The organism is Sphingobacterium suaedae (assembly GCF_042684625.1).
GTDB classification, from domain to species: domain Bacteria; phylum Bacteroidota; class Bacteroidia; order Sphingobacteriales; family Sphingobacteriaceae; genus Sphingobacterium; species Sphingobacterium suaedae.
In genome coordinates, this window is sequence record NZ_JBHULR010000003.1 from 363099 (window position 1) to 387267 (window position 24169).

The window sequence follows — 24169 nt, forward strand, 5'->3', positions numbered from 1 at the left end:
AAAACAGTCAGCCCTGTCAAAATGTTTTGCTGATACCATTAAAAATTCCTATTTTCTGTCACAATAATAATCCATTTAATCATAATATGGTACGTGTAAAAAAATATTCAGGTGAGTTGGTGCCCTTCAATCCAGATAGTCTTCGTTACTCCTTGTCGCGATCTGGAGCGACACCACAGCAGGTGGAGCGTGTTTATCGGGATATACAAAAACATTTATATGACGGGATCACCACCAAAGAATTATACGAAATAGCTTACAATTGTTTACGTAATCACAAAGATTCTTACGCAGCCCGATATTCATTAAAAAAGGCACTCCGGCAACTTGGACCCGAGGGCTTCTATTTTGAGCGCTGGATAGGAAAACTTTTTGCAGACGATGGTTATCAAACTGTAACGAGTCAAATTGTCCAAGGACATGCAGTGACCCACGAAATCGACGTAATAGCTGCGAAAGGGACTGACCTCCTAGCCATTGAATGTAAATTTCGCAACGATGTTGATGCAAAAATTTCAGTCACGACCCCGATGTACTTCATGTCGAGAGTAAAAGACATTAGTGAGCTGCCCTTTTCTTTTTTCGGTAAAACCCGAACCTTTACCACGGGATGGTTGGTGACCAATGCATACCTAACGTCGGATTCTAAAAACTTCGGTGAATTTTATAATCTTAATTTACTCGCCTGGGATTATCCTATTGCAAGCAGTATAAAAGTTAGGGTCGACGATAATGGCTTATATCCGGTGACTTGTCTAACAACATTAAATGATGTTGAAAAGAGCTTACTGTTAAAGAACCATTGTATCCTAGTGCGCGATTTAGTGGGGATGCCAGATTTTTTGGATCACTTGCAAATTGATGTAGAAAAAAGAAAGAAAATACTTGCAGAGGCTCGCGAACTGATACATAGTCCTGTGGGAGCGGAATAGCCTTCTACAAGGACACGTATGAAGCCAATCCTCCAAAAGGCGTTTAACGAAAATTTAACAAAATATTTTACGACAACCACCTCCATATTTTGTTTTATGGAAAATAAAACATTATATTAACTCAATTATAAATTTTAAGCAAGTAAGTTATGAGAAAAGTGGGGTTTTTAATTTTATTTAGTTACTTATCGTTAATCGTACAAGCAAATCAAAGGCATATAGCTACTGCGGGACGTGAAACTTCACCGACAGCAGCAATCATTTTGGGTGTCGTCCTATTAATTATAGTTATTATTGTATTATATAGACGGCAAAAGCGGAAGTTTAACGACTAAAAAAGCCTGTGTAAAAATCACAGGCTTTTTTGTTAATCCGCACGCTTTAAACTAAACTTTTCGATTTTATGATACAGATGGCTTCGTTGAATTCCAATTTCATCGGCTGTTTTAGAAACGTTCCAGCTATTTTTATCCAGCTTAAAGTTAATATATTCCTTTTCAGCGTAATCCTTAAAATCTTGAAATGATTCAAATTGATCGAAGTCGAAGGTATTAGACGATCTAGTTTGCTCCCCATGTGGACGATTGCTTGTCACCGGACTTGAAGGATTTGCATATAAATTCACTTCTCTTTCTGTGATTTTCTTATCGCTTAAAATCACAAGTCGTTCGATCATATTCCGTAACTCCCGAATATTTCCTGTCCACGGTAATGACTGTAAAGCCCGCATTGCATCAGTCGTAATTTCTTTTGTTGGAATATTATAATCACCACATATTTCCTCACAAAAATTCGTAGCAATAATCGGGATGTCATCTACCCGCTCACTCAAAGAAGGGACATGAATTAAAATAACACTTAAACGATGATATAAGTCCATCCGAAAATTGCCTGCATCGATTTCCTTCAACAGGTCTTTGTTCGTTGCAGCAATTACACGTACATTTACATCGATTTCTTTTTCTCCACCTACCCTAGTGATTTTATTTTCTTGAAGCGCTCGTAATACTTTTGCTTGAGCCGAAAGGCTCATATCTCCAATCTCGTCCAAAAATAGGGTGCCTCCATTCGCTTGTTCAAACTTACCAATACGTTGTTTTACAGCTGAAGTGAAAGAGCCTTTTTCGTGGCCAAACAATTCTGATTCGATTAGTTCCGAGGGAATTGCCGCACAATTTACTTCAATCAACGATGAACCGGAACGATTAGATTTTTCATGAAGCCATCGTGCAACGAGCTCCTTACCAGATCCGTTCTCACCAGTTATTAAAACACGGGCTTCCGTTGGTGCGACCCTTTCAATAGTCTCTTTAATTAAGCTTATCCCGGAAGATTCTCCCAATATTTCCTTAGTTCTGGAGACTTTTTTCTTAAGGACTTTGGTTTCTTTAACTAAGACACCTTTTTCCAACGCATTCCGAACGGTGATTAGCAGCCTGTTCAGATCGAGTGGTTTCTCCAAAAAGTCGTAGGCGCCTCTCCTCGCCGCCTCCACCGCAGTTTCGATCGTTCCGTGTCCTGAAATCATAATGAATGGTGTATCGCCAAATTCTTGGGCAGCGGTCAACACTTCCATACCATCCATCTTATTCATTTTAATATCACAAAGTACTAAATCGATCTTTTCCTTTTTCAATACTTCAAGACCTTCCAGTCCATTATCTACGTCAAGAACCTTGTAGTCCTCATATTCTAATATATCACGAAGGGAACTTCTTATTGGCCGTTCATCGTCAATAATCAGGATTGTTGTCATATATATTTATCTTGGTAATTGTGAAACAAAATAGCAAATAACGGATTAACTTACAAAAAAAGAAGCAAACCTGTAAGCCGGGTTCTGTTACCCTTTCGGGCTTTCTATCATTTATCTAGGCTTACACTCACGCATAAGCTCTATCAACCTACCCATTGCGGATGTTATGGGACATAACAGGAGACGAGCAGCCTCTTGATTCCGCAACCTATTTGGTCTTTCAACACACGAGGTTTACCGTAATGCATGTCACCATACAAGACCGTGAGCTCTTACCTCACGTTTTCACCCTTATCAGCCTTACAGCGGACGGTATATTTTCTGTGGCACTTTCTGTCTTCCATTCCTTCGAAAGCCTTCCCGTTAGGAAGCGTGTTGCTCTATGTTGCCCGGACTTTCCTCTTCCCTGCCGACGACAGGAAAGCGATAGAACGAGTTTGCTTCAGCTGCAAAGGTAGTATTTTTCGATGGAAAGGTTGAATTTGTCCGCATATTTCTAGGTATGTGGTGACATGAGCATATGTATCTGTCCATTACGGATCAGCCGTCGAGGATCTACAAATCTTGCGCAATGGCGTGTCCAGACGACCAAGCCCATTGGAAATTGAATCCGCCTAACCATCCGGTAATATCGACAGCTTCACCGCCGAAATACAGTCCCGGGTATCGTTTGGATTCCAGGGTGCCTGCGTTTAGTTCGGTTGTAGAGACACCACCCCGCATAACCTCTGCTTTGTCATAGCCTTTGTCACCAGCTGGCTTTACAGGAAATCGATGAACAACATCGATAATGAGTTTGGCATCAACCTTACTCAGCGAAGCGATCTTCACATGCACGGGGATAAATTTCGCCAGTGCATCAACAAATTTTCGAGTGAAATAACCTTGTAATAGTTGCCCCACAGTTCGCTTCCCGCCCAACGATCGCTCTGTTTTAATAAGCTCTTCTAAGCGGAACTTCGGCAGCAAATCAATAGTAAATGTATCACCCGGGCGCCAATAGGACGATATTTGTAATATCGCCGGACCACTTAGTCCCCAATGAGTGAACAGTATATTCTCTTCAAATGAAATCTTGCTGTTAAATACGCGAGCAAATATGCTATTCCCAGCTAGTGATGCATACCAATCTGCATCTTTTCCCGTTATCGTTAACGGCACTAATGCGGGTGCAGTAGGCACCACTGATAACCCAAAGTGACGTGCCACACGTAAAGCTAAATCGGAAGCTCCCAATTTTCCAACGGGCAGTCCTCCGGAGGCAATCACAAGTTTAGAGCAATGCAAACGTTCCTCGACTCCCTGTCTGAGGAGATGGACAGAATACCCGCCGTCCAACTTTTCTACCGACCTAACCTCGGTTTGCAACCAGACATCTTGGTGTGTTTCATACATTAATTTAGAAAACATGGAAACGACGTCTTTTGCCTTATTCGATTTGGGAAAAAGTTGTCCTAACGTTTTTTCTTCACCTATGATGCCTCCATAGCATCGAAAAAAAGAGAGGGTATCCTCTACCGACCATCGAGAGAATACTGAATGTAAAAAGTTTGGATTCTCCGAAATAAAATTGGTCGGAGATGTATGTAGATTCGTAAAATTACAACGCCCTCCTCCCGAGATCAATATTTTCGCGCCCAATTTGTCATTCCGTTCCAGCAGCAATGTGCGCTTGCCCAATAATCCAGCTTGAGCGGAACACATAAGCCCACAAGCGCCACCACCAATGATAACGGCGTCGTAAACCATCAATACGCGATTAATTTGTCGATCAAAGAGATCGCTTTTTTCTCACGCCAGGATTGCTCCGCAGCCTCCAATATACTAATGACGTCGCGGGCTTGTGCAGCTTGTATAAACAATGATCCTGATCCATTCAAAGCCGAAACAACATTGGCATAAAAATCTTGGCCTGATCCCTTCTCGCTTACGACTGTCTCCTCAACATCCAATCCCTCTTTCAAAATAGATAACCTACCAAAATTTTCTGCAGGTTCTATCCCCCAATTGGGGTCAAGATGAGGAAATTTTCCGTTGCGTAATGCTGCTTCTTGAGGGTCTATCCCAGGTTTTACAAAGGATCCATTCCAACCGTATAAAGCGTACCGCGTCGTAGGTTCCTTTGCTAACATCTGTCCTTTCAACGATACCTTTCGCGTCGGATAGCTTAAAATGAATTCAAAATCGTCAACTGCGTTCGCACTTTCACGTTGTTTTCGTAAATCAGCAAATATCCAATCCGGTCTACCAAATAGTTGTAACGCTTGGTCGACCAAATGAGCTCCCAAGTCATAATGGATCCCTGAACCCGGAAGATCTTCTTCGCGCCACGCACCTGCCCTCAAAAAGTTTCTAAAACGGTCGTATCGCGCTTCGTAATTGACGACCGGTCCCAAGACATTAGACTCTAAAATTCTTTTTACAGTTTTATAATCGGAATGAAAACGGGCATTGTGGTGTACAGTTAATAAAAGTCCCTTTTCTTCAGCTAGTGCAATTAGCTCATCTGCTTCAGCGGTCGAATTGGTAAAGGGCTTTTCGACGACAACGTGCTTTCCTGCTTCGAGCGCACGCTTGGTAAGCGAGTAATGTACATCATTTGATGTAGCGATAACGACGATGTCGATTTTTGGATCATCTATAATATCATCCACAGTTAATACAGCCGTGGTGTCAGGATATCGCTCGGCTAAGAGTTTTTGTTGATCAGCCTTTCTTGCTGTTACTTTGTAAAGAGAAAGGCTCGGATTTCCCAAAATAAAAGGCGCATGAAAGACCTGTCCGCCAATTGAAAAACCTATGAGTCCTACATTGTATTGCTGCATAATATTACATTCTTTCTGGTACATGAATTCCTAATAAACGCATACTTTTTGCTAATATTCGGGCAGCGGCGGCAGAGAGATGTAGCCGAAAGTTCTTGACCTCTGCATCTTCTGATTTTAGAATACTTTCTTCGTGATAAAATTTGTTATAAGATTTTGCGACCTCATAGGCATAATTTGCAAGTTGCGCCGGAGAAAATTCTTTGGCGGATGCTTCGACTACAGAGGGAAAATTAGCTAGAGTTTGGATGAGATCTTGTTCAAATACAGATAATGCCTGCGGATTTCCTAAAGGGACTCGTTCGTCAAAAGGCGCTTTTCTTAGTACAGATTTAATCCGAGCATGCGTGTATTGTATAAAAGGGCCCGTATGCCCTTGAAAATCAACAGATTCATTAGGGTCGAACAACAATCTTTTCTTCGGATCCACCTTCAATAGAAAGTATTTCAACGCCCCCATTCCAATCGTATGATACAATCTGTCTCTTTCCGCTGCAGAAAGCCCCTCAGTTTTACCAAGCTCTTCCGTCCTTGTTTTGGCTGTTTCTATCATTTCCTGCATCAGATCATCGGCATCGACGACCGTTCCTTCGCGCGATTTCATCTTGCCTGACGGTAAATCGACCATTCCGTACGATAAATGAAACAACCCGTCAGCCCAAGATTTTCCGAGTTTCTTCAAAATAAGAAACAATACTTTAAAATGGTAATCTTGCTCGTTTCCCACCACATAAATCGATTCATCCATCTGAAATTCATCATACTTGAGCTGCGCAGTACCTAAATCCTGCGTGATGTACACAGATGTTCCATCACCACGTAATACGAGTTTTTGGTCCAAACCCTCCTCTGTGAGATCGATCCACACGGAATTATCCTCTTTCCTAAAGAAGACTCCTTTTTCAAGACCTTCCTGAATGATATTTTTTCCCAATAAATAAGTGTCGGATTCATAATAGTACTTATCGAAATCTACACCAAGTTGATGATATGTTTTATCAAACCCTTCATATACCCAACCATTCATGGTCCGCCAAAGATCAAGAACCTCTTGATCGCCAGATTCCCATTGCTGAAGCATTTGCTGTGCTTCTTTGATTAAAGGCGCAGCCTTCTTTGCCTCCTCTTCCCCTAAACCTTTTGCCTTTAATTCTTCAATTTCTTTTTTGTACGCTTTGTCGAAGATAACGTAGTACTTGCCCACTAAATGATCTCCCTTCATACCAGCGGATTCTGGGGTTTCGCCTGCGCCAAATTTTTGCCAAGCAAGCATGGACTTACAGATGTGAATTCCTCTATCATTAACTAAATTAGCCTTAACAACATCATATCCGTACGCCTTCAAGATTTCTGCAACGGAATAGCCGAGTAAATTGTTTCGAATATGGCCTAAATGCAGGGGTTTATTGGTATTAGGCGAACTATATTCCACCATGATTTTCTTGCCGTTGAATGGAAAGGAGCCAAATGTATCATCGGTTATCTGCGTATTAACTAAATTTGTCCAATAACTATCCGACAAGCTTATATTTAAAAAGCCTTTGATGACATTGAATCCGGAAATCTCTGCAACATTTGTTTGTAGCCAATTGCCTATATCCGTTCCAGTCTGTTCTGGAGATTTTTTAGAGAATCGGGTTATGGGAAAGACAACGACTGTAATATGTCCGTCGAATTCCTTACGTGTTTCCTGTAATGTTACTTGAGAAATTGGAAGTTCCGCTTGATAAAGTTCCTGAACCGCCTGAATCGTTTGCGCAATCAACGCTTCTTGTATAGAATTAGCCATGTAATTATTTCGTAATATTTATAACTTTCTGATAATGAATTGGAAAATTATCAACCCGAATAGTTAGGTATTCATCATGAAAGTATATCTTTGCCAAAAATAATAAAAAATGCAGAGCTATCAGGAATTTCTTGACTTAAGTGTTGGTTTTCCACAAGACGGATTCGAAATTATCGATGATGAATTGTACTTCCACGATTTGAATTTGATGGAAATGATAGAGACGTATGGTACACCCCTACGTTTTACTTATTTACCTATCGTCAGCAAAAAAATTCAACAGGCGAAGATCCTTTTTCAAACCGCGATATTGAAGCATAATTACCGCGGGAGTTACAAGTACTGTTACTGTACGAAGTCTTCACATTTCAAGCATATAGTGGAAGAAGCGCTAAAAAATGACATACATTTGGAAACCTCCTCCGCCTTCGATATGCCGATGATTGACTCGTTGGAACGTGCGGGCACGGTGACAAAAGATATTACTGTGATATGCAATGGATTCAAAACCTATCAGTACAAGCAATACATCATTGATATGATTCATGATGGCTACACAAACATTGTCCCTGTATTAGACAACAAAGAAGAGTTTAATCTATACGATGATGAAATTGAGTTGGACGAACCTTGTGCACTGGGAATCCGTGTAGCATCCGAAGAACAGCCTGATTCACAGTTTTACACCTCGCGTTTGGGGATAAGAATGGAGGATGTCATTGATTTCTATAACAACAAAATCGTAGATAATCCAAATTTCAAGGTCAAACTCCTACATTTTTTCATTAATTCCGGTATTTCCGATACACCATATTATTGGAATGAACTTGAAAAATATGTGACACTGTACTGCAAATTCAAAAAGGTAAACCCTGATTTAGACACACTGGATATCGGGGGGGGCATGCCATTCAAAGATTCGCTAGTGCACGATTTCGATTATGAATACATGGTTAATGAAATTGTTAACCGTATCAAACAGATATGTGCGCATCACGAAGTGATGGAGCCGGATATTATTACAGAATTCGGTAAATATACCGTCGCAGAAGCTTCTGGTATTCTGTATAAGGTGTTGGGTAGAAAACAACAGAACGATAGAGAAAAGTGGTTCATGATCGATGGTTCATTTATCACGAATCTGCCTGACGTTTGGGCCTTGAACCAGAAATATATTTTGTTACCGATTAACAACTGGGATTCAGAATACGAACGTGTCAATTTAGGTGGAATCACGTGCGATGGACAGGATTATTACAATCAGGAAGCGCATATGAATTCTGTATTTATGCCAAAAACCAGAAAAGTTCAATATTTAGGATTCTTCCATACAGGAGCGTATCAAGATGTTCTAAGCGGTTACGGAGGGATTCATCACTGCTTACTCCCTTCACCGAAACACGTATTGGTTCGGAGAAACAGGGACGAAACATTTAATTACGAGGTGTTCGGTGAAGAACAGAATTCCAAACAAGTCATGAAGTTGCTGGGTTATCAATAACCCAATAAATTCCTAATAAGGTTAGGGTAGCATTCCGTCAAAAAAAATCAAAAATCAGACTTTTTGACTAAATGCTACCCATTTCAGTTCAATACCCCCCTCAAATTAGAAATTGACAGTTTTCCATGTTGATTTTTCTTCTACATTTTAGCGTCCATAAGTTTTTCTGCTTTTTTCGTAGGCTTTCCCAACTGCATTTTAATAACAAACGCGCGATCACTTTGAAATGCTTTGGGCAACGTAATGGTGTAGTATGTATTTTTATCTAGATCTAGGCCCATATCGGAATGCGCTACCATAAGCTGTTGGTTATTTAACAAAAGCTCTGCCGATATCGGCACCAACTGACCATTTTTGGGGACCGCTATTCGTACGAGGTCATTAACCGGACGATTGAACACCGTCAGATAAAGCGTAGTACCTTTCTGTGTGTAATAACCCAATTTGCTCACGGGGAAATCAGCATGTACAGTGCCGTACACCGCTTCAGAATTTAACCTCATCCATTCACCTATTTCTTTTGCTAATTTATCTTCTCCGGGATGCATATTTCCTTGCCCATCCGGTCCAAAGTTCAAAACGAAATTTCCACCCATGGAGACCGATTGCATGAGCATGTCGATTAGATCGTCGGCCGTCTTCGTATAAAGTCCGGTCCAATCTTTCATATATCCCCAACCGTTTGGTGGGATAGTCATCACAGCGTCCCAATCATTTCCGTTTAACCACTCGTATGCTGCCGGAAGCTTTCTCTCCCAACCCTGCTCGTAATCCCCAAGGAGACGTCCGTTACTATCGAAGTGACGCTGCTCAAACTCGTCATTACGGAAACGCGATCCAATGATCAGGCCCGGATGTTTTTCCCGTAGCTCCTTTTCTAAATTATACGTAAATTCATACGATCGTTTCCAAGATTGATCCCAAGTACCATCAAACCAAAATCCTTTGATTTGCGGGTAATTGTCAAGCAATTCCAACAGTTGATTGCGCGTATATTGGAGGAATAGATCATATCGCTTTTTTTCCTCATCGGTTTGTGGCGCCTTTCCCATATAGTTTGGATTATTCCATTCCAGAATCGAAAAATATAGGTATACATCAATCCCTGCCGCTGTATAAGCATCAACAACTTCCTTTACAATATCTTTCTTATATGGAGTCTTCGCAATCGTATAATCGGTATACTTTGATGGCCAGAGTGCGAACCCGTCGTGATGCTTCGTGGTAAATATCATATACTTGGCTCCCATGTCTTTGGCCTGCTTTGCCCAACGTTTGGCATCGAAATCCTTAGGATTAAATTGCTTATAGAGGTTGTCGTATATGCGCTTCCAATTCTTAGGCGCTGTAGGCCCACTCCATGATCGTATCCATTCCGATGCCGCAGCCCCACCCCGCGCGCTTACGCCTTCCCACTCATTGCCGGGAATCGCGTATATACCCCAGTGAATAAATTGGCCAAGTCCATAGGCTCGGAATCGGTTCATATCGTCATCCGTTCGATGAGGGGGCGTAATAGGCCCATATTTTATTTCTTTCTTTTCCGTCGGCTTTTGTTTAGGCCCAGTCCATTGCCCGAAAGCTCCGTAAAAGTTTATCAAACAAAATGGTATTAACAAAGCACATGTAAATAGATTTTTCATATAATAGTTATTATTCTGGATTATCAATATATTTTTTGTTGATAACAGGTGCGGCCGGCTCCACGTTACCATGAGCGAACGGGTCATAAAAATAAAGATTGTCTCTTCTGTAAAGGGATAACTGTTTTTTCAATACCGCTCTAAAATTTTCTTCGTTCTTTCGCGCGTCCTTTGTCCAGGCCACTTCGGCCAATGCCGCGATACGTGGAAAGGTCATGTATTCAAGTTTCATATCACTGGCCACACGTTCTGTCCATAAATTTGCCTGTACACCTAAGATGAGATCTTTATTTATCGCCCTACCTTCCAAAGCCGTTATGTCATACCGATAAACAGACATCAATGAATTGAATGCTTCTCCCCATTTACGTCCGTTTTCGTCCTTTTCGTCCTGTACAAAATCAAAATAGAAGGGCAGCCTTGGACAAACAACAGTTGGATATCCCTTTTTTTGCAGGAGATCAAATTGGGATATTTTGTCGTGTCTCCACCAAAAAAGAATGCTTTTATCAACGGGTAAACCGGCATCTGCCATTTCGTCCCAAACCAAAAGTTTGGCTCCAATCGAATAAACGGTATCAGCCATACGGCGCATAAAATATGTTTCAACATCTTTATTCGACAGGAAGCCTAGACGACTCTTTAATGAGTCGATTTTAGCGTCTTTATTCCAGGCATCGCTGCCAAATGCTACTTCGTCACCTCCTAAATGGAGCAGGTTTGAAGGAAACAGCATATTCGTCTCCTTGAGTACGTTCGCTAGAAATGTATACGTGGTTTCTTTCGCCGGATGAAAGGTAAAATGCGGATGTTCTTCAGTCCCCCCACCGCTCAGCGACGGATATGCACGGTTAGCGGCTGTCGCATGCCCAGGCATATCGATTTCGGGCACAACTCGAATATACAGCGATTGTGCATAGGCCACGACCTCCTTTATGTCCTCCTGCGAGTAATATTTCGCTGGATTTGTTGGGTCGGTGTAGGATCCAATACCGCCAACCAGTGTCAGAAAAGGATATTTTTTGATCGCGATACGCCAGGCAGGTTCATCTGTAAGGTGCCAATGAAAGACATTTAGCTTATAAAAGGCCATCCAATCAAGCAATTGTTTTACTTTTTCCTTTCCAAAAAAGTGTCTTGATTCGTCGAGCATAAATCCACGCCATCCATACCTTGGCTGATCTTTGATCTTAAGGAGAGGGAGTTCGAGCTGTTTGCCAGATTTAACAGACTCTAACAATTGCAACAAGCTGCTAACTGCCCGAAAATAACCTGTCGGTCCGGTCGCCCGAATGATGATGTCGCTCCGACGTACCTCTAGTTCATAATACTCATCGCCTCCTCCATCGTCTGTCGAAATCGTTTCGAACAATAGTTGAGCAGGGCGATCTGTATGAACAAATGCAAAGCGTTGAAAACGGCTGTCCAGTTCTTCTCTAAGATAAGTTACAGCTCGCTCTGCCAACGGCGTCGCATGAATAACTAATTCCTGTGATATAGTAAGTTTACCCTCTTCTACTACAACATGTTGTGGCTGAGGAATAATAGGCAAATATTGCGCTTTCCCAGCGAAGGATAGCGAAAACAGCAAAACTGTACAAAATAGCTGCCTACTTATTTTCCGTTTAATGTCCATTGCATTTCATCCTTAAGTTGTCGTTGTCCGTGCTTGCCAATAGCCTTAATCATATTTTGACCAGGCTTCAACTGTACATGTTCCACCACCCAATGTCTATTGTTTACACCTCGTTTAGCAACATATTCTCGTCCATTGACTTCCACTGTTATGGCATTCAGGTTCGAGAAAATTTGGATTTTGGCTACCGACTGTGTACGCTGATTATCACGTCTGTTTGCTAAATAAATCATCGGATCTGGATTCCAGTTGGCCTTGTACCAATAGAAAGAATCTTTTTTCCGCTTCCGGTCGAATGTGACCAATCCTTTTAAATTTCGAGCATTTACTCCTCCTCTATTCCATGCTGGAACAGCAAATTCGAACATATTCCATACATACGACGCTACAATAATCGGATTTTGTTCTATTGCCGCCCACTGCCGAATGTGGGTTTCGGTCTGATAATTCTCTGGAAACGACTTACCTGTTACCACGTCTTTAGGCTGCGCCAACTCCTCTTGTCCAATATCCATGTTGCCGTCCGCCCCATATTCGGACAACATAATCTTATAGTCTGGAAAATTTTGTTGTACCTCCGCTGCCCATGGGCCAAGATCTTCAATCTTGCCTCCATACCAACCAAAATAATGGTTGATACCCTGCACGTCCGTATTTAGGTTTTCCTGTCGATCGATCACGTTGTAGCCCGTTACAGAAACAGTGTACCTGTCGGGATCTAATGTTTTAGCTATATCTTGAAGCGCTCTGGAAAGTACGGGGACCTGTTCATCAGCAGTTTTGGAATATACTTCATTATGTATTCCCCAAATGTAAATCGAAGGATGATTAAAATTTTGTTTTACCAATTCCGTTATCTGCTGTTTCGCATTATCCCCCTCGTAATATGAAACTCGATTCACGAAGGGTATCTCAGCCCACGTTAAAAAACCTAATGTATCAGCTAGTGCATAGACTTCTGGCGATTGCTGGTAATGAGCCAAACGAATCGTCGTCACGCCCATTTCTTTCATGATTTCGAAATCCTCTTTATGCTGTGCAAAGCTCAATGCAGATCCATATCCCCAGCGATCTTGGTGGCGGCAAACGCCATGCATCGGGTATTTTTCTCCGTTTAGGAAAACTCCTTTTCCACCCACTATTTCAACATGCCGTAATCCAAGGGGCTGCCTCACTACATCCATTTCCTCCCCATTAACAAACACTTTCGCTGTTATAGAGTATAGGTAAGGATCTCGAACACCGTCCCATAATCTTGGATTTTCCAACTGCAGGTGTTGCTTAAAATAGGTTACTCCTTGTGGTGAAATCTGGATAGGTGTATTATCTTTTTTTATTAGTCGCCCTTCATAATCCCGTATTTCCGTTAGCAACTCGCCATGTTGCGCGCGCTTTTCCTTCGTTTCCAATTTAGCCTCCATATAGATATCGGCACGCTTCCGACTCACATTTTGTTGACGTACATAAATCCCAGCCGATGCCTGGTCAGTTACTACGAAACCGGTTTTATTTGTTGTAATCAGGTAGACAGGACGATAGATTCCGCCATAAACAGGAAATAAAAATTGATTGATTGGAATCACATCTTTTCGTGATTGATTGTCTGTGACGACTGTTACAGTATTTTCCTTATCATATTGTAGGGAATTCGTGATTTCAAAGCTAAACATAGCATACCCTCCCTTATGTTCTCCAATATAATTGTCATTAATGTAAAGCTGTGCTACCGCTCCTACGCCTTCAAACTTAAGAAATGTTCGTTTGTCTTTCAGAGATGACTCTACATGGAACTTTTTCCGATACACCGCTTTCCCTTCAAAAAAGTTACGGTCTCGTTGCATATCTTCTCTATTGTACGTATGAGGCAATGTAACCTTTTCCCATATCTCTAAACGCGTCCATTGTCCCTGAGATTCCATATATTTCTGTCCATTTTCGAATGCTGTAAAAAAGGTCGAATTGTTGGCCTTATAATATTCCCACCCTTCATTAAAAGATGTGATCGTTCGAGATTGTCCATGGGCAAATGGATGAAGTATGAAACTACTTGCGATAAAAAAAAATAATGTTTTTAGATTCATATAATGCTATCGGTTATTGTTATTGACAGCAATATAGGTATTATTTGAGGTAGGCAATAATGCACAAACGATTGCTCAAATCACGAAAACGTTTAAGTAAACGAAATGTGATAGAAAAAAGGGTGATATCTGCGAACGATTTGTCCGACCTTGGCGTATTCATCAGATGAACTGTTCCAAATAAAAAGAGCCTATTTTTTCAACAATAGGCTCTCTTCGTTTTGCTATATTCATTCAAATTAAAGATCGGTCGTCGTCTCGCTATGCTCTCGAAATGGCGCTTCTTCGTCAAATTCTCCCTCCCATTTAGCTACTACTACTGTCGCCAAACAATTTCCAATAACATTTACGGAAGTTCTTGCCATGTCCATCAATTCATCTATACCAAGTATCGCAGCTATTACAAATGTAGGCAAGCCAAACTGGTCGGCGGTGGCAATCAAGACAATTAATGAGGCTCTTGGTACAGCAGCTACCCCTTTAGATGTGATCATCAATGTAAATGCTATCAGCAACTGCTGTCCAATCGTCAATGGAATTCCTGCTGCTTGCGCGACAAATATCGACGCTAATGAGAGATACAACGAAGTGCCATCTAAATTGAAACTATATCCCGTGGGAATCACAAAAGAAACAATCTTACGAGGAACACCAAACCGTTCCATTGCGCTCATCGCCTTCGGTAGAGCGGCATCGGAGCTCGTGGTTGCAAACGCAATGGAAACTGGCTCTTTAACAGCACTGATAAATCTTTTTACAGGTATTTTAAGAAATAATGCAATTGGCAATAATACGCATGATAAAAATAGGATCAGGGCGAAATACAGGCTGCCCAACAACATGAATAAATTCTTCAAAATATCAACACCCAAATGTCCAACAGTGTACGCCATCGCCGCGCCAACCCCAATCGGAGCAAACAACATAACAATGTTTGTAAATTTAAACATCGCTTCCGATAAACTCTCCGTAAAATCAACTAATGGTTTTCTTTTCTTCTCTTCAACAAGAGCTAATCCGATACCGAAGAGAACTCCGAAAACTACGATTTGTAGAACTTTGTTTTCATAAACAGCCTTGACTATATTTTCTGGAAATGTATCTCGTATAAAAGCATTAAACTTGAATACTCCATGTACCTCTGGCGCGATATGGTCTAAAGCTTTTTGATCTGCATCTGCTAAAGTCGCCATTGTTGGTAGCTCTTCATGTGGCATATGTGCGACATCCACTCCAACACCAGCTTGCGTTAAATTAATGACGATCAAACCGATGAATATGGCGCAGGATGTGGCGCAAAAGAAATACAACATCGATTTCCAGGCCATTCTGCCTACAGATTTAAGATCAGAATGTCCGGCAATGCCGAAAACCAACGTTGCAAATAAAATCGGTCCAACAATCGTTTTCACGAGCTTGATAAATCCTTGCGAAAGGGGCTGCATAGCACGCGCCAAATTCGGAAAATCTAATCCCACGAAAACCCCAAGAATCAAGCATGTCAAGATCCAAGTTGTTAGATTTTTTCGGAGTATCGCGTTTAGTGTTAAGACTGCCGCAACCACCCAGCGCACTCCCATCATGACATCCGGATGGATGGAGAACCAATTGAACTCATAAATTAGGGTTAGAATAATGGCAATCGAAACAGTAAAAAGGGTAATAATACCTACTTGTTTTTTTAGCATTTAATGTTGTTTTCGTTTCTTAAAGAAACAAAAATATAAAAAACACCTTTTATACCAAATTGTATGCTGTATTAAAAACGATATAAAAAAAGCACTGCTGTTGTGCAGTGCTTCTGTATTTCTAATTACGGGCACAGTTACTCTGCGTGTAGCCACGCTTTCTTTGCTAATAACTCATCTTCGCTTTCTACGACTTCTTCATCTTCAACACAACAGTCCACTGGACAGACGGCCGCACATTGTGGCTCGTCATGGAAACCTACACATTCCGTGCATTTATCCGAAACGATATAATAAACTTCGTTAGATATCGCTTCCTGTGGCGCATTAGCGTCTAATGTCACACCGTCTCCGAAATCGATAACCCCGTCTAGCGCTGTACCTTCAGAAAATTTCCAACTTACGCCAGCATCATATATTGCATTGTTTGGGCATTCGGGTTCGCATGCTCCACAATTTATACATTCATCAGTAATTTTAATTGCCATTTATCACCTCACAATTATAATAAATAAACTAATTTTGTTTCGTTCTTAAGTGTAATACTATACAAAGTTAGTAGTTATTTCTTAAGTCACGCAAAGATACTGGAAAAAAATATCAGAACGATTCTAAATAAAAAGATTTTGACACAGAAACAACGAATAGATGCTTTTGTAAGCTTAGGAAATTTTCTTCGATCAGACGATCAAAAGTTAGATATATTACTCGACAATGCTTCTATCAAAAATCCGTGGTATACCAAAAATAATGTACGAAAGCAATTGGCAACGCTGTCGGCAAACTTGACACCCGAAAACTTACAGAATTGGTTAGTCGGCTATCCCGACGTAACCGTCGATCAGACCGTGGGTATTATTTTGGCAGGGAATATTCCATTGGTTGGATTTCACGATATTCTATGCGTGTTAATTGCCGGTTTCCGTGCGCAAATTAAGACATCGTCTGATGATGCCGGATTGACATCGTTTCTAATGCAAGAATTGATAACGATTGAGCCTAAATTTGCGACATATATCGATATCGTTGAACGGTTATCCGGATTTGATCTCATTATTGCCACTGGAAGTGACAACAGCTCCAGATACTTTGAATACTATTTCGGAAAGAAACCCCACATCATTCGTAAAAACAGAAATTCGATAGCCTTACTTACTGGAAACGAATCTGCGCAGCAACTCCATCAGCTCGGCTTTGACATCTTTGATTATTTTGGGTTAGGATGTCGTTCTGTTTCCAAGATACTTCTTCCAAAAGGATATGATATTGCGGTATTTTTCGAGGCCATTGAAGAGTTTAGACCGATTAGCACTCATCACAAATACACAAATAACTACGATTATAACAAGTCTATTTATTTGATAAACGGCGACAAGCATTTCGACAATGGATTTTTACTGGTTAAAGAAGACGAACGCTTAGCCTCTCCGCTGGCCGTCGTTTTTTTTGAAGAATATGCTGACTTAGCAGCCGTCACACTCAACTTAGAAAATAGTGCAAGTAGCATACAGTGCTTAGTGACAGAAGCAACAATAGAAACATCTATTCCAACGTTTCCTTTAGGAGGAAGCCAAAGCCCCCGTTTGACAGATTACGCTGATGGTGTGAATGTATTGGCTTTCCTCATGGATCATGCCACTCAGAATTAATACACGGGATGCATAGGTTTGATAAAAAATTTTAACTTTGTTAGATGTATGTCATTAAGGTAAAAGGTGTCGCTAAGATACCTGATTATGTACAACTCCGAGATGATGCTTTCACATTGTTAGCTTATTTTCGGGTCGACCGGCCAGAAAAATCATTGGACAAAATTGGTTTAGCTGAAAAGGCAGACTATATTATGGAGGTGGTGAAAGAGATGCCATTTGGACAAATTAGAAAAATTGATGTATAAACGATACTATGGTAGAGAATACAGTAATAAAATTAAAGAACGTAGATATTTATCAACAGAAGCACTTGGTGCTCTCTCATGTTAACCTTGACATCAACCAAGGAGAATTTATTTATCTGATTGGGCAATCGGGAACAGGTAAAAGTAGTTTGTTGAAAATTATTTATGGCGACCTGTACATTTCGAGCGGAGAAGGTATGGTTGCAGGATTCGATTTAAAGAAATTACATGAAAATGATGTTCCTTATCTTCGAAGAAAGCTGGGGATCGTCTTTCAAGATTTCCACCTTCTGAATGATCGTACGGTAGAAAAGAATCTCGAGTTCGCTTTAAAGGCAACGGGCTGGACAGAAAGGGGTCTGATTGAAAATCGGATGCTTGACGTATTAGAAAAGGTTGGACTACGCTCTAAGTTACGGAAAATGCCACATGAGCTTTCCGGGGGGGAACAACAACGTGTGGTCATTGCCCGTGCATTACTAAACAACCCCGAAATTATTTTGGCCGATGAGCCCACCGGGAACCTTGACCCCGCCACCTCCGAGGAAATCGTCTTACTGTTGAAGGATATTGCTTCTTCAGGGACGGCTGTATTAATGGCAACACACGATTACCAGATCATAAGAAACATGCCTGCGCGAATTATAAAAACGGCGGACACTGCGTTATATGACAACGTAACCATCTAAAACTCATGCACTGACAAATCATCAGTAAACAGACATTTTGATAGGTTATTATGAAACAGACTGACAGGGTGTCGGTCTGTCGTGTTTTGGCAATATTATTGACTACAGAGTGTTGATTAATGAAGTGCTATTATAGTAAGATATGATGAACGAACAGGAAAACAATTTGCAAGAGGAGAATTTGAATCAGATAGATCCGACTACTGACAATGAATTGGAAAATCCGGAAGGATCCGTTGAACAACGTCTGCAAGATGAATTAGCTACAGCGAACGACAAATACACACGTCTTTTTGCTGAATTCGACAACTATAAAAAGAGAACATCCAAAGAGCGTGTCGATCTAATTCAATCCGCGAGTAAAGATGTTCTAAACAAACTCCTCCCAATACTTGACGACTTCGATCGTGCTCTAGTAGCTATGCAAACAGCTTCAGAAATTGAGTCGGTAAAACAGGGTATTGATCTCGTCAATCAGAAATTTAAAAAGACCTTATCGCAAGAGGGATTGAAAGAGATGGAAAATATTATCGGCCAACCGTTCGATCCAGAATATCAAGAGGCCATTACGGCAATTCCTGCCCCATCTGATGATTTAAAAAATAAAGTGATAGATGTAGTCGAAAAGGGATATTTCTTGAATGATAAGGTTATCCGTTTTGCAAAAGTAGTTATAGGTCAATAAAAGATGGCGAAGAGAGATTATTACGACATTTTGGGAGTTTCCAAAACTGCGGAAGCTGCTGAAATCAAATCGGCATATCGTAAACTGGCGATAAAATATCACCCGGATAAAAATCCAGATGATAAGGATGCAGAAGAAAAGTTTAAAGAAGCTGCGGAAGCATATGAAATACTGAGCAATCCAGAGAAACGCCAACGCTACGATCAATTCGGTCATAGCGGCAATTCTGCTTCTGGATTTGGCGGTGGTGGCATGAATATGGAAGACATATTCAGCCAGTTTGGCGATATTTTTGGCGGAGGAAGCCCCTTTGATAGCTTTTTTGGTGGAGGATCCCGAGGTGGTGGCCGCCGTGTGCAACGAGGAACTAACCTACGCATAAAGGTAAAATTGACACTGGAAGAAATTGCAAAAGGTGTTGAAAAAAAGGTAAAAGTAAACAAGCAGGTACATTGTCATACGTGCGGGGGAACAGGCGCGAAAGACAAGTCTTCTTATCATACGTGTAACACATGTGGTGGATCAGGATCAGTTCGTCGAGTTACCAATACTATTTTGGGTCAAATGCAAACAACCAGCACCTGTCCTACGTGTAATGGTGAGGGTGTAGAGATTACCTCCAAATGTAATACGTGTAAAGGTGAAGGTCTGGAGAGAGGCGAAGAAACCATAGCTATCAATATTCCAGCGGGTGTGAGTGAAGGTATGCAACTTTCCATGAGTGGGAAAGGAAATGCAGCGCCTCGTGGTGGTATTCCTGGTGATCTGATTATCTTGATCGAGGAGGTTCCGCATGAATCGTTGAAACGGGATGGTCTGAATGTTATCTATGATTTGTATATTAATTTTGCGGATGCTGCTTTAGGGACGAGCGTCGAGATTCCAACAATCGATGGCAAGGCAAAAATAAAAATAGACCCGGGTACACAAGGTGGCAAAATTTTACGCCTGAAAGGCAAAGGTGTTCCAGAAGTTAATTCTTATCATAAGGGAGATCAGTTGGTCTATGTCAACGTTTGGACTCCGAAGGTCGTATCTGCAGAAGAGCGCTCTCTGCTAGAAAAGTTAAAAAGTTCGGCGAATTTTAAACCTCAACCTGGTAAAAGTGAGAAATCGTTTTTCGAGCGCATTAAAGAATATTTTGAATAACTTTTTTCTATTTTAAAAACAGAAGCCCGGGTAATAGCGGGCTTTTTTATTTTTGGCTATTGCCTTCGCTCAAAATCTACGACGTGTATTTTATCCGATAAGGGTCGGAAAGTTTAACCTGCTCTAGCCAAACCAAACTACTGCGTGTTTTCCCTAAAACGCGTAATCGTCTGTCCTAAACCTGAATTAATTATCTTGTAAACAATAACACGAATAAGTTTCTACATATAAAAACTATACATTACAAAGATTAATAAAACAAAATATAATTTACAGTTGTTAATTTAGTAGAAAATAGTTGCTTACAATATGTAAATTTAGGCATTACCTAATTTTTGAGATTAATTTTTGCGTAAATATTGTTGCAAAATAAAATGTAAACCACTATATTAATAGTATTAAGCTAAAAAACACAAACCATGAAAAAGCTATTTTATTTTACGACTGCGCTATTTCTTTTAGCCTCTTGCGATAAAAAAAATTATGACCCTTTTTATTATGATTTCGATACGAAAGTAGGACTGGAAATCAAGGACAAAACAGGGAGAGACCTCTTAGAAGCTGATCTGGTCATTGAAAAGATTACACAGTCAGGTAATAATGACGGCGGCAAAGCGCCCACAGCAGGACGCCTAACTCCTGACGTCCCTCCTTTTGACGAGTTTTCCATAGAAAAAAAGGGAATTTCCAATATCTTAGGCCTCACGTTCAAACCCATCTACAGAAATTCATTTATCGTCATCCAATGGAAGGAGCTCGTGAAAACAGATACGCTAATGGCTGAACTTTACAACGAAAAAAATAAGGTCTTTCCAAGTAAAATATATTGGAATGGAAATTTGATCTGGACAGAAGGACGACAACAAGACAGAAGTTCTATCAATATAGAAAAGGAGATTTAGAAATTATTTCGTCGCTCTCTACTCTCTATACTTCTCTCTGTACGCTTTTCCTGTCTACTCTTTAACAGAACCTGCATAAATGTCATCTTAAACTGACACATGTTGCCCGTTCTCAGGTATACTGTCATTCCGACCGATTCGCCCGTAAATAGCTGTTAAACAGAGTTATGCATCTCATTTCATATTTCATGTTTGCTAAAGTATAGATTCAATTCATTGAAAGATAAATAGTTGCATAAACAAACAGTCTGATGACAATCATCGATTTGTCTTGGCATGAGTATTGAACTATCTGAACAAGTTTGATAAAAAGTCAAACAATTAGAACAAACATTAATTTCAGGTATTATGAAAAAATTATTCTTAACGCTAACAGCTGTGACAGCTTTAACATTAGCTTCTCAAGCACAAACAGAAAAAGGTAAATTTATTGTTGGTGGCCAAGTAGGCTTTGAGACATCTAAAACCAAAGACTCCGATAACAAAGCCCATTCTTTTTCTATCAATCCGACTGTTGGTTATTTCGTCAGCGATAACTGGGCGGTAGGTACCGGTATTGGTTACAATTGGAGTAAAAATGAAGCGCCGAGCGACAGAACTATTAAACAGGATGCATTCCAAGTCTCCCCATTTGTAAGAAACTATATTGGTGATGGACAATTTAAATTTTTCTCCCAACTATCCGTACCGATGGCTTGGGGTAAAGAAACGGAAGAAATAGGTAGTGTGGAAACGGAAGCGAAATTTGAACGTTACGGTGTTGAATTAGCTCCTGGTTTTGCCTTCTTTCCAACGAGTAAAGTCGGTATTGAATTAAAAGTAAGAGGTTTATATTTTGATTCTTACAAGGACAAATCCGCTGATCTTACTACGAATAAATTCGGATTAGACGCGAATTCATTGGCTCCGACTTTGGGTGTACAATTCCATTTTTAATTGATTATCCGAATAAGGTTACAGAGGTGCCGACTGTTTCAGTCGGCATTTTCGTTAGATACTGCCCATCAGATCAAATATAACGAACCTTCATGTCTGCTAATGATCCGTAAGAATCCAAACATTTTTTGTGGATCTTTCTCCTTTATACATCTTCGGATCCTCTCCCATTTTTCCACGCATATTCTACAGCGGCAAATTAATCGGTCTTGGCGTTTTGATCATGGAAAAACCCTTTTTCATTTATTAATGTGTACTTTTGTGGGATGGAGCTAGAACAGATTTTACAGCGACTGCAGATTTCCGAGCTAAATGACATGCAGCGTACCGTCCTCGAACAATTTGATGACAAAAAGGACTTTGTCCTCCATTCGCCTACAGGAACGGGTAAGACATTAGCTTTTACGCTTATATTAGATCGTCTGCTACAACAAAATGCAAAAGGTTTACAAGCGATTATATTAGTCCCTACGCGGGAGCTTGCCTTACAGATTGAACAGGTGATTCGGAAAGCACTTTTAGGTCTTAAGGTGACCTGTGTCTATGGAGGTAACGACACACGTATGGAACGGCGTAAACTAGTCGAAGCACCAGCAATCCTCATCGGTACACCGGGGAGAGTCATGTATCACCTGGAGCGTAATCATATTGACGGCGCTACTGCACGTATATTGGTGTTAGACGAATTCGATAAGTCGCTTGAATTTGGCTTTCATGGCCAAATGGTGTATATTATTGACCATCTCCATCATCTTCAGAATAGAATTTTGACATCCGCAACGAAGATGTCTGACATTCCTGAATTTACGGGAATTGGCGAGTTTGTTTCCGTTGATTTTTCGGCGGATTCGGATTCAAAGCCCAAACTCCATGTAAAAAAGGTAATAGCCCCCCCACAGCATAAGCTCAAAGCATTGTTTAAATTGCTTTGCATGAACGGAGAGAAAAAAACTATCATTTTCTGCAATCATCGGGATGCTGTTGATCATATAAGTGAATTATTAGATGATCGCGAGGTGATCCATGATTTATTTCACGGTGGATTAGAGCAAGCAGATCGGGAGCTTGCCCTCTTAAAGTTCCGTAACAATTCAAATCGGATTCTAATTACAACGGACCTAGCTGCGCGCGGTTTAGACATCCCAGAGGTAGACGTTATTATCCACTATCAACTCCCTTATAAAGAAGATGCTTTTATCCACCGCAATGGTCGAACCGCCCGGATGCAGACTTCGGGAGAGGTATTCGTCATCCTAAAACCGGACGAAGAGTATCCATATTTACCAGAAGATAGCATGACTGTAACGTTGGAAGAAGACTATGATCTTCCGCCTAATTCTCCATTTGCAACATTATACCTAACGGGTGGCAAAAAGGATAAAATTAACAAGATAGACATCGTTGGATTCTTACTCCACTTAGGAAATATAAAGAAAGAAGAAATAGGGTTGATTGAGGTAAAGGATCGAGAATCCTATGTGGCCGTAGATCGTCGAGTTGCGGCAACAATTGTAAAACTGTCGGTTGACAAAAAAATAAAGGGTAGAAAAATTAAAGTGGGTCGTACTTAAGTTGACGAATCTCTATCAACACGAAGTATGATCTCGGGGACCAATGCAGATACATCTCCTCCATTTGAAAGAATATCCCGTACAATAGTTGATGATATATGTGCCAAACCGGATTTAGTCATTAAGAAGTAGGTTTCTATCGTTGGAGCCAGTAGCGAATTGTTTTGCGCAATGGCTTTTTCAAACTCAAAATCGTCCGTATTTCGTAAACCCCGCAAGATATAGCTCGCACCAACCCTCTTACAAAAATTGACGGTTAATCCGGAAAATTGTTGAACTTCCACGTTGGTATACTTTTCGAATAATAATTTAATTCCTTTCTCCCGATCAGCTAAAGGTAAAAGTCCTTTTTTTGAACTATTTACACCAATGGCAATAATTATTTTATCAAACAGTCCTAATCCTCTGTCCACTAGATCTTGATGAGCAAAAGTAAAAGGATCAAAAGATCCGGCAAACACAGCTATTTTCATATACAAGGTTTTTAGT

20 protein-coding genes and 1 other RNA gene are annotated in these 24169 nt (G+C 40.6%); 10 read left to right on the plus strand and 11 right to left on the minus strand.

What is annotated here, in order from left to right:
• Positions 1 to 86: 86 nt before the first annotated feature.
• Entirely contained in the window at positions 87 to 932 is an 846-nt protein-coding gene (locus tag ACFSR5_RS04990) for an ATP cone domain-containing protein (protein ID WP_380901333.1), read from the plus strand.
• 367 nt (positions 933 to 1299) lie between these two features.
• On the opposite strand, the gene ACFSR5_RS04995 is transcribed toward ACFSR5_RS04990, so the two are convergent.
• The 5 genes from ACFSR5_RS04995 to argS all read right to left on the minus strand — a co-directional run bounded on the left by ACFSR5_RS04995 (position 1300) and on the right by argS (position 7302).
• A complete protein-coding gene (locus ACFSR5_RS04995) occupies positions 1300 to 2688 on the minus strand; it encodes a sigma-54-dependent transcriptional regulator (protein WP_380901335.1) in 1389 nt (462 codons plus the stop codon).
• Positions 2689 to 2745: 57 nt separating this feature from the next.
• Positions 2746 to 3132, minus strand: an RNA gene (gene rnpB / locus ACFSR5_RS05000) — RNase P RNA component class A.
• 111 nt (positions 3133 to 3243) lie between these two features.
• Positions 3244 to 4437 (minus strand): BaiN/RdsA family NAD(P)/FAD-dependent oxidoreductase, encoded by a 1194-nt coding sequence (locus ACFSR5_RS05005; protein WP_380901337.1) that lies wholly within the window; start codon positions 4435 to 4437, stop codon positions 3244 to 3246.
• Positions 4437 to 5513: a Gfo/Idh/MocA family oxidoreductase gene (locus ACFSR5_RS05010; protein ID WP_380901339.1), complete on the minus strand. Its 1077-nt coding sequence runs from the start codon at positions 5511 to 5513 to the stop codon at positions 4437 to 4439. The genes ACFSR5_RS05005 and ACFSR5_RS05010 overlap by 1 nt, the downstream gene beginning before the upstream one ends.
• A 4-nt stretch (positions 5514 to 5517) precedes the next feature.
• Positions 5518 to 7302, minus strand: a complete 1785-nt coding sequence (gene argS / locus ACFSR5_RS05015; RefSeq protein WP_380901341.1) for an arginine--tRNA ligase — start codon at positions 7300 to 7302, stop codon at positions 5518 to 5520.
• 109 nt (positions 7303 to 7411) lie between these two features.
• On the opposite strand from argS, the gene ACFSR5_RS05020 reads away from it, so the two are divergent.
• On the plus strand, positions 7412 to 8803 hold the full coding sequence (locus ACFSR5_RS05020) for an arginine decarboxylase (protein WP_380901343.1): 1392 nt from the start codon (positions 7412 to 7414) through the stop codon (positions 8801 to 8803).
• A gap of 140 nt (positions 8804 to 8943) precedes the next feature.
• Here ACFSR5_RS05020 and ACFSR5_RS05025 read toward each other — a convergent pair whose 3' ends face one another.
• From ACFSR5_RS05025 to ACFSR5_RS05045, 5 genes are all read right to left on the minus strand, one after another.
• On the minus strand, positions 8944 to 10446 hold the full coding sequence (locus ACFSR5_RS05025; protein ID WP_380901345.1) for an alpha-L-fucosidase: 1503 nt from the start codon (positions 10444 to 10446) through the stop codon (positions 8944 to 8946).
• Positions 10447 to 10456: 10 nt separating this feature from the next.
• Entirely contained in the window at positions 10457 to 12082 is a 1626-nt protein-coding gene (locus tag ACFSR5_RS05030; RefSeq protein WP_380901347.1) for a beta-N-acetylhexosaminidase, read from the minus strand.
• A complete protein-coding gene (locus ACFSR5_RS05035) occupies positions 12061 to 14163 on the minus strand; it encodes a glycoside hydrolase family 2 protein (RefSeq protein WP_380901349.1) in 2103 nt (700 codons plus the stop codon). The genes ACFSR5_RS05030 and ACFSR5_RS05035 overlap by 22 nt, the downstream gene beginning before the upstream one ends.
• A gap of 239 nt (positions 14164 to 14402) precedes the next feature.
• On the minus strand, positions 14403 to 15851 hold the full coding sequence (locus ACFSR5_RS05040; RefSeq protein ID WP_380901351.1) for a dicarboxylate/amino acid:cation symporter: 1449 nt from the start codon (positions 15849 to 15851) through the stop codon (positions 14403 to 14405).
• Positions 15852 to 15988: 137 nt separating this feature from the next.
• Positions 15989 to 16339, minus strand: a complete 351-nt coding sequence (locus ACFSR5_RS05045) for a 4Fe-4S dicluster domain-containing protein (protein ID WP_380901353.1) — start codon at positions 16337 to 16339, stop codon at positions 15989 to 15991.
• A 138-nt stretch (positions 16340 to 16477) separates the two neighbouring features.
• Here ACFSR5_RS05045 and ACFSR5_RS05050 point away from each other — a divergent pair, with 138 nt between their 5' ends.
• The 8 genes from ACFSR5_RS05050 (at position 16478) to ACFSR5_RS05085 (ending at position 23680) form a co-directional block, all read left to right on the plus strand.
• A complete protein-coding gene (locus tag ACFSR5_RS05050; protein ID WP_380901355.1) occupies positions 16478 to 17500 on the plus strand; it encodes an acyl-CoA reductase in 1023 nt (340 codons plus the stop codon).
• 44 nt (positions 17501 to 17544) lie between these two features.
• A complete protein-coding gene (locus ACFSR5_RS05055) occupies positions 17545 to 17748 on the plus strand; it encodes a fructose-6-phosphate aldolase (protein ID WP_380901357.1) in 204 nt (67 codons plus the stop codon).
• Positions 17749 to 17756: 8 nt separating this feature from the next.
• The gene (locus ACFSR5_RS05060) at positions 17757 to 18437 is read left to right on the plus strand and encodes a cell division ATP-binding protein FtsE (protein WP_380901359.1); all 681 of its coding nucleotides are present in this window, start codon (positions 17757 to 17759) and stop codon (positions 18435 to 18437) included.
• Positions 18438 to 18579: 142 nt separating this feature from the next.
• Positions 18580 to 19122 (plus strand): nucleotide exchange factor GrpE, encoded by a 543-nt coding sequence (locus ACFSR5_RS05065; RefSeq protein WP_380901361.1) that lies wholly within the window; start codon positions 18580 to 18582, stop codon positions 19120 to 19122.
• A gap of 3 nt (positions 19123 to 19125) precedes the next feature.
• A complete protein-coding gene (gene dnaJ / locus ACFSR5_RS05070) occupies positions 19126 to 20271 on the plus strand; it encodes a molecular chaperone DnaJ (protein ID WP_380901363.1) in 1146 nt (381 codons plus the stop codon).
• A gap of 419 nt (positions 20272 to 20690) precedes the next feature.
• Positions 20691 to 21173, plus strand: coding sequence for a hypothetical protein (locus tag ACFSR5_RS05075; protein WP_380901365.1), 483 nt, complete (start codon positions 20691 to 20693; stop codon positions 21171 to 21173).
• A gap of 348 nt (positions 21174 to 21521) precedes the next feature.
• A complete protein-coding gene (locus ACFSR5_RS05080; protein WP_380901367.1) occupies positions 21522 to 22109 on the plus strand; it encodes an outer membrane beta-barrel protein in 588 nt (195 codons plus the stop codon).
• A gap of 266 nt (positions 22110 to 22375) precedes the next feature.
• Entirely contained in the window at positions 22376 to 23680 is a 1305-nt protein-coding gene (locus tag ACFSR5_RS05085) for a DEAD/DEAH box helicase (RefSeq protein WP_380901369.1), read from the plus strand.
• Here the strand turns inward: ACFSR5_RS05085 and coaD are convergent.
• Complete coding sequence (gene coaD, locus ACFSR5_RS05090; protein ID WP_380901371.1) at positions 23677 to 24153, minus strand: pantetheine-phosphate adenylyltransferase; 477 nt, start codon at positions 24151 to 24153, stop codon at positions 23677 to 23679. The two genes, ACFSR5_RS05085 and coaD, sit on opposite strands and share 4 nt — an antisense overlap.
• Between the last annotated feature and the right edge of the window lie 16 nt (positions 24154 to 24169).

Coding starts and splice junctions, on each gene's coding strand:
- ACFSR5_RS04990 (WP_380901333.1), top strand. CDS start 87: ATGGTACGTGTAAAAAAATATTCAGGTGAGTTGGTGCCCTTCAATCCA.
- ACFSR5_RS04995 (WP_380901335.1), bottom strand. CDS start 2,688: ATGACAACAATCCTGATTATTGACGATGAACGGCCAATAAGAAGTTCC.
- ACFSR5_RS05005 (WP_380901337.1), bottom strand. CDS start 4,437: ATGGTTTACGACGCCGTTATCATTGGTGGTGGCGCTTGTGGGCTTATG.
- ACFSR5_RS05010 (WP_380901339.1), bottom strand. CDS start 5,513: ATGCAGCAATACAATGTAGGACTCATAGGTTTTTCAATTGGCGGACAG.
- argS (WP_380901341.1), bottom strand. CDS start 7,302: ATGGCTAATTCTATACAAGAAGCGTTGATTGCGCAAACGATTCAGGCG.
- ACFSR5_RS05020 (WP_380901343.1), top strand. CDS start 7,412: ATGCAGAGCTATCAGGAATTTCTTGACTTAAGTGTTGGTTTTCCACAA.
- ACFSR5_RS05025 (WP_380901345.1), bottom strand. CDS start 10,446: ATGAAAAATCTATTTACATGTGCTTTGTTAATACCATTTTGTTTGATA.
- ACFSR5_RS05030 (WP_380901347.1), bottom strand. CDS start 12,082: ATGGACATTAAACGGAAAATAAGTAGGCAGCTATTTTGTACAGTTTTG.
- ACFSR5_RS05035 (WP_380901349.1), bottom strand. CDS start 14,163: ATGAATCTAAAAACATTATTTTTTTTTATCGCAAGTAGTTTCATACTT.
- ACFSR5_RS05040 (WP_380901351.1), bottom strand. CDS start 15,851: ATGCTAAAAAAACAAGTAGGTATTATTACCCTTTTTACTGTTTCGATT.
- ACFSR5_RS05045 (WP_380901353.1), bottom strand. CDS start 16,339: ATGGCAATTAAAATTACTGATGAATGTATAAATTGTGGAGCATGCGAA.
- ACFSR5_RS05055 (WP_380901357.1), top strand. CDS start 17,545: ATGTATGTCATTAAGGTAAAAGGTGTCGCTAAGATACCTGATTATGTA.
- ACFSR5_RS05060 (WP_380901359.1), top strand. CDS start 17,757: ATGGTAGAGAATACAGTAATAAAATTAAAGAACGTAGATATTTATCAA.
- ACFSR5_RS05065 (WP_380901361.1), top strand. CDS start 18,580: ATGATGAACGAACAGGAAAACAATTTGCAAGAGGAGAATTTGAATCAG.
- dnaJ (WP_380901363.1), top strand. CDS start 19,126: ATGGCGAAGAGAGATTATTACGACATTTTGGGAGTTTCCAAAACTGCG.
- ACFSR5_RS05075 (WP_380901365.1), top strand. CDS start 20,691: ATGAAAAAGCTATTTTATTTTACGACTGCGCTATTTCTTTTAGCCTCT.
- ACFSR5_RS05080 (WP_380901367.1), top strand. CDS start 21,522: ATGAAAAAATTATTCTTAACGCTAACAGCTGTGACAGCTTTAACATTA.
- ACFSR5_RS05085 (WP_380901369.1), top strand. CDS start 22,376: ATGGAGCTAGAACAGATTTTACAGCGACTGCAGATTTCCGAGCTAAAT.
- coaD (WP_380901371.1), bottom strand. CDS start 24,153: ATGAAAATAGCTGTGTTTGCCGGATCTTTTGATCCTTTTACTTTTGCT.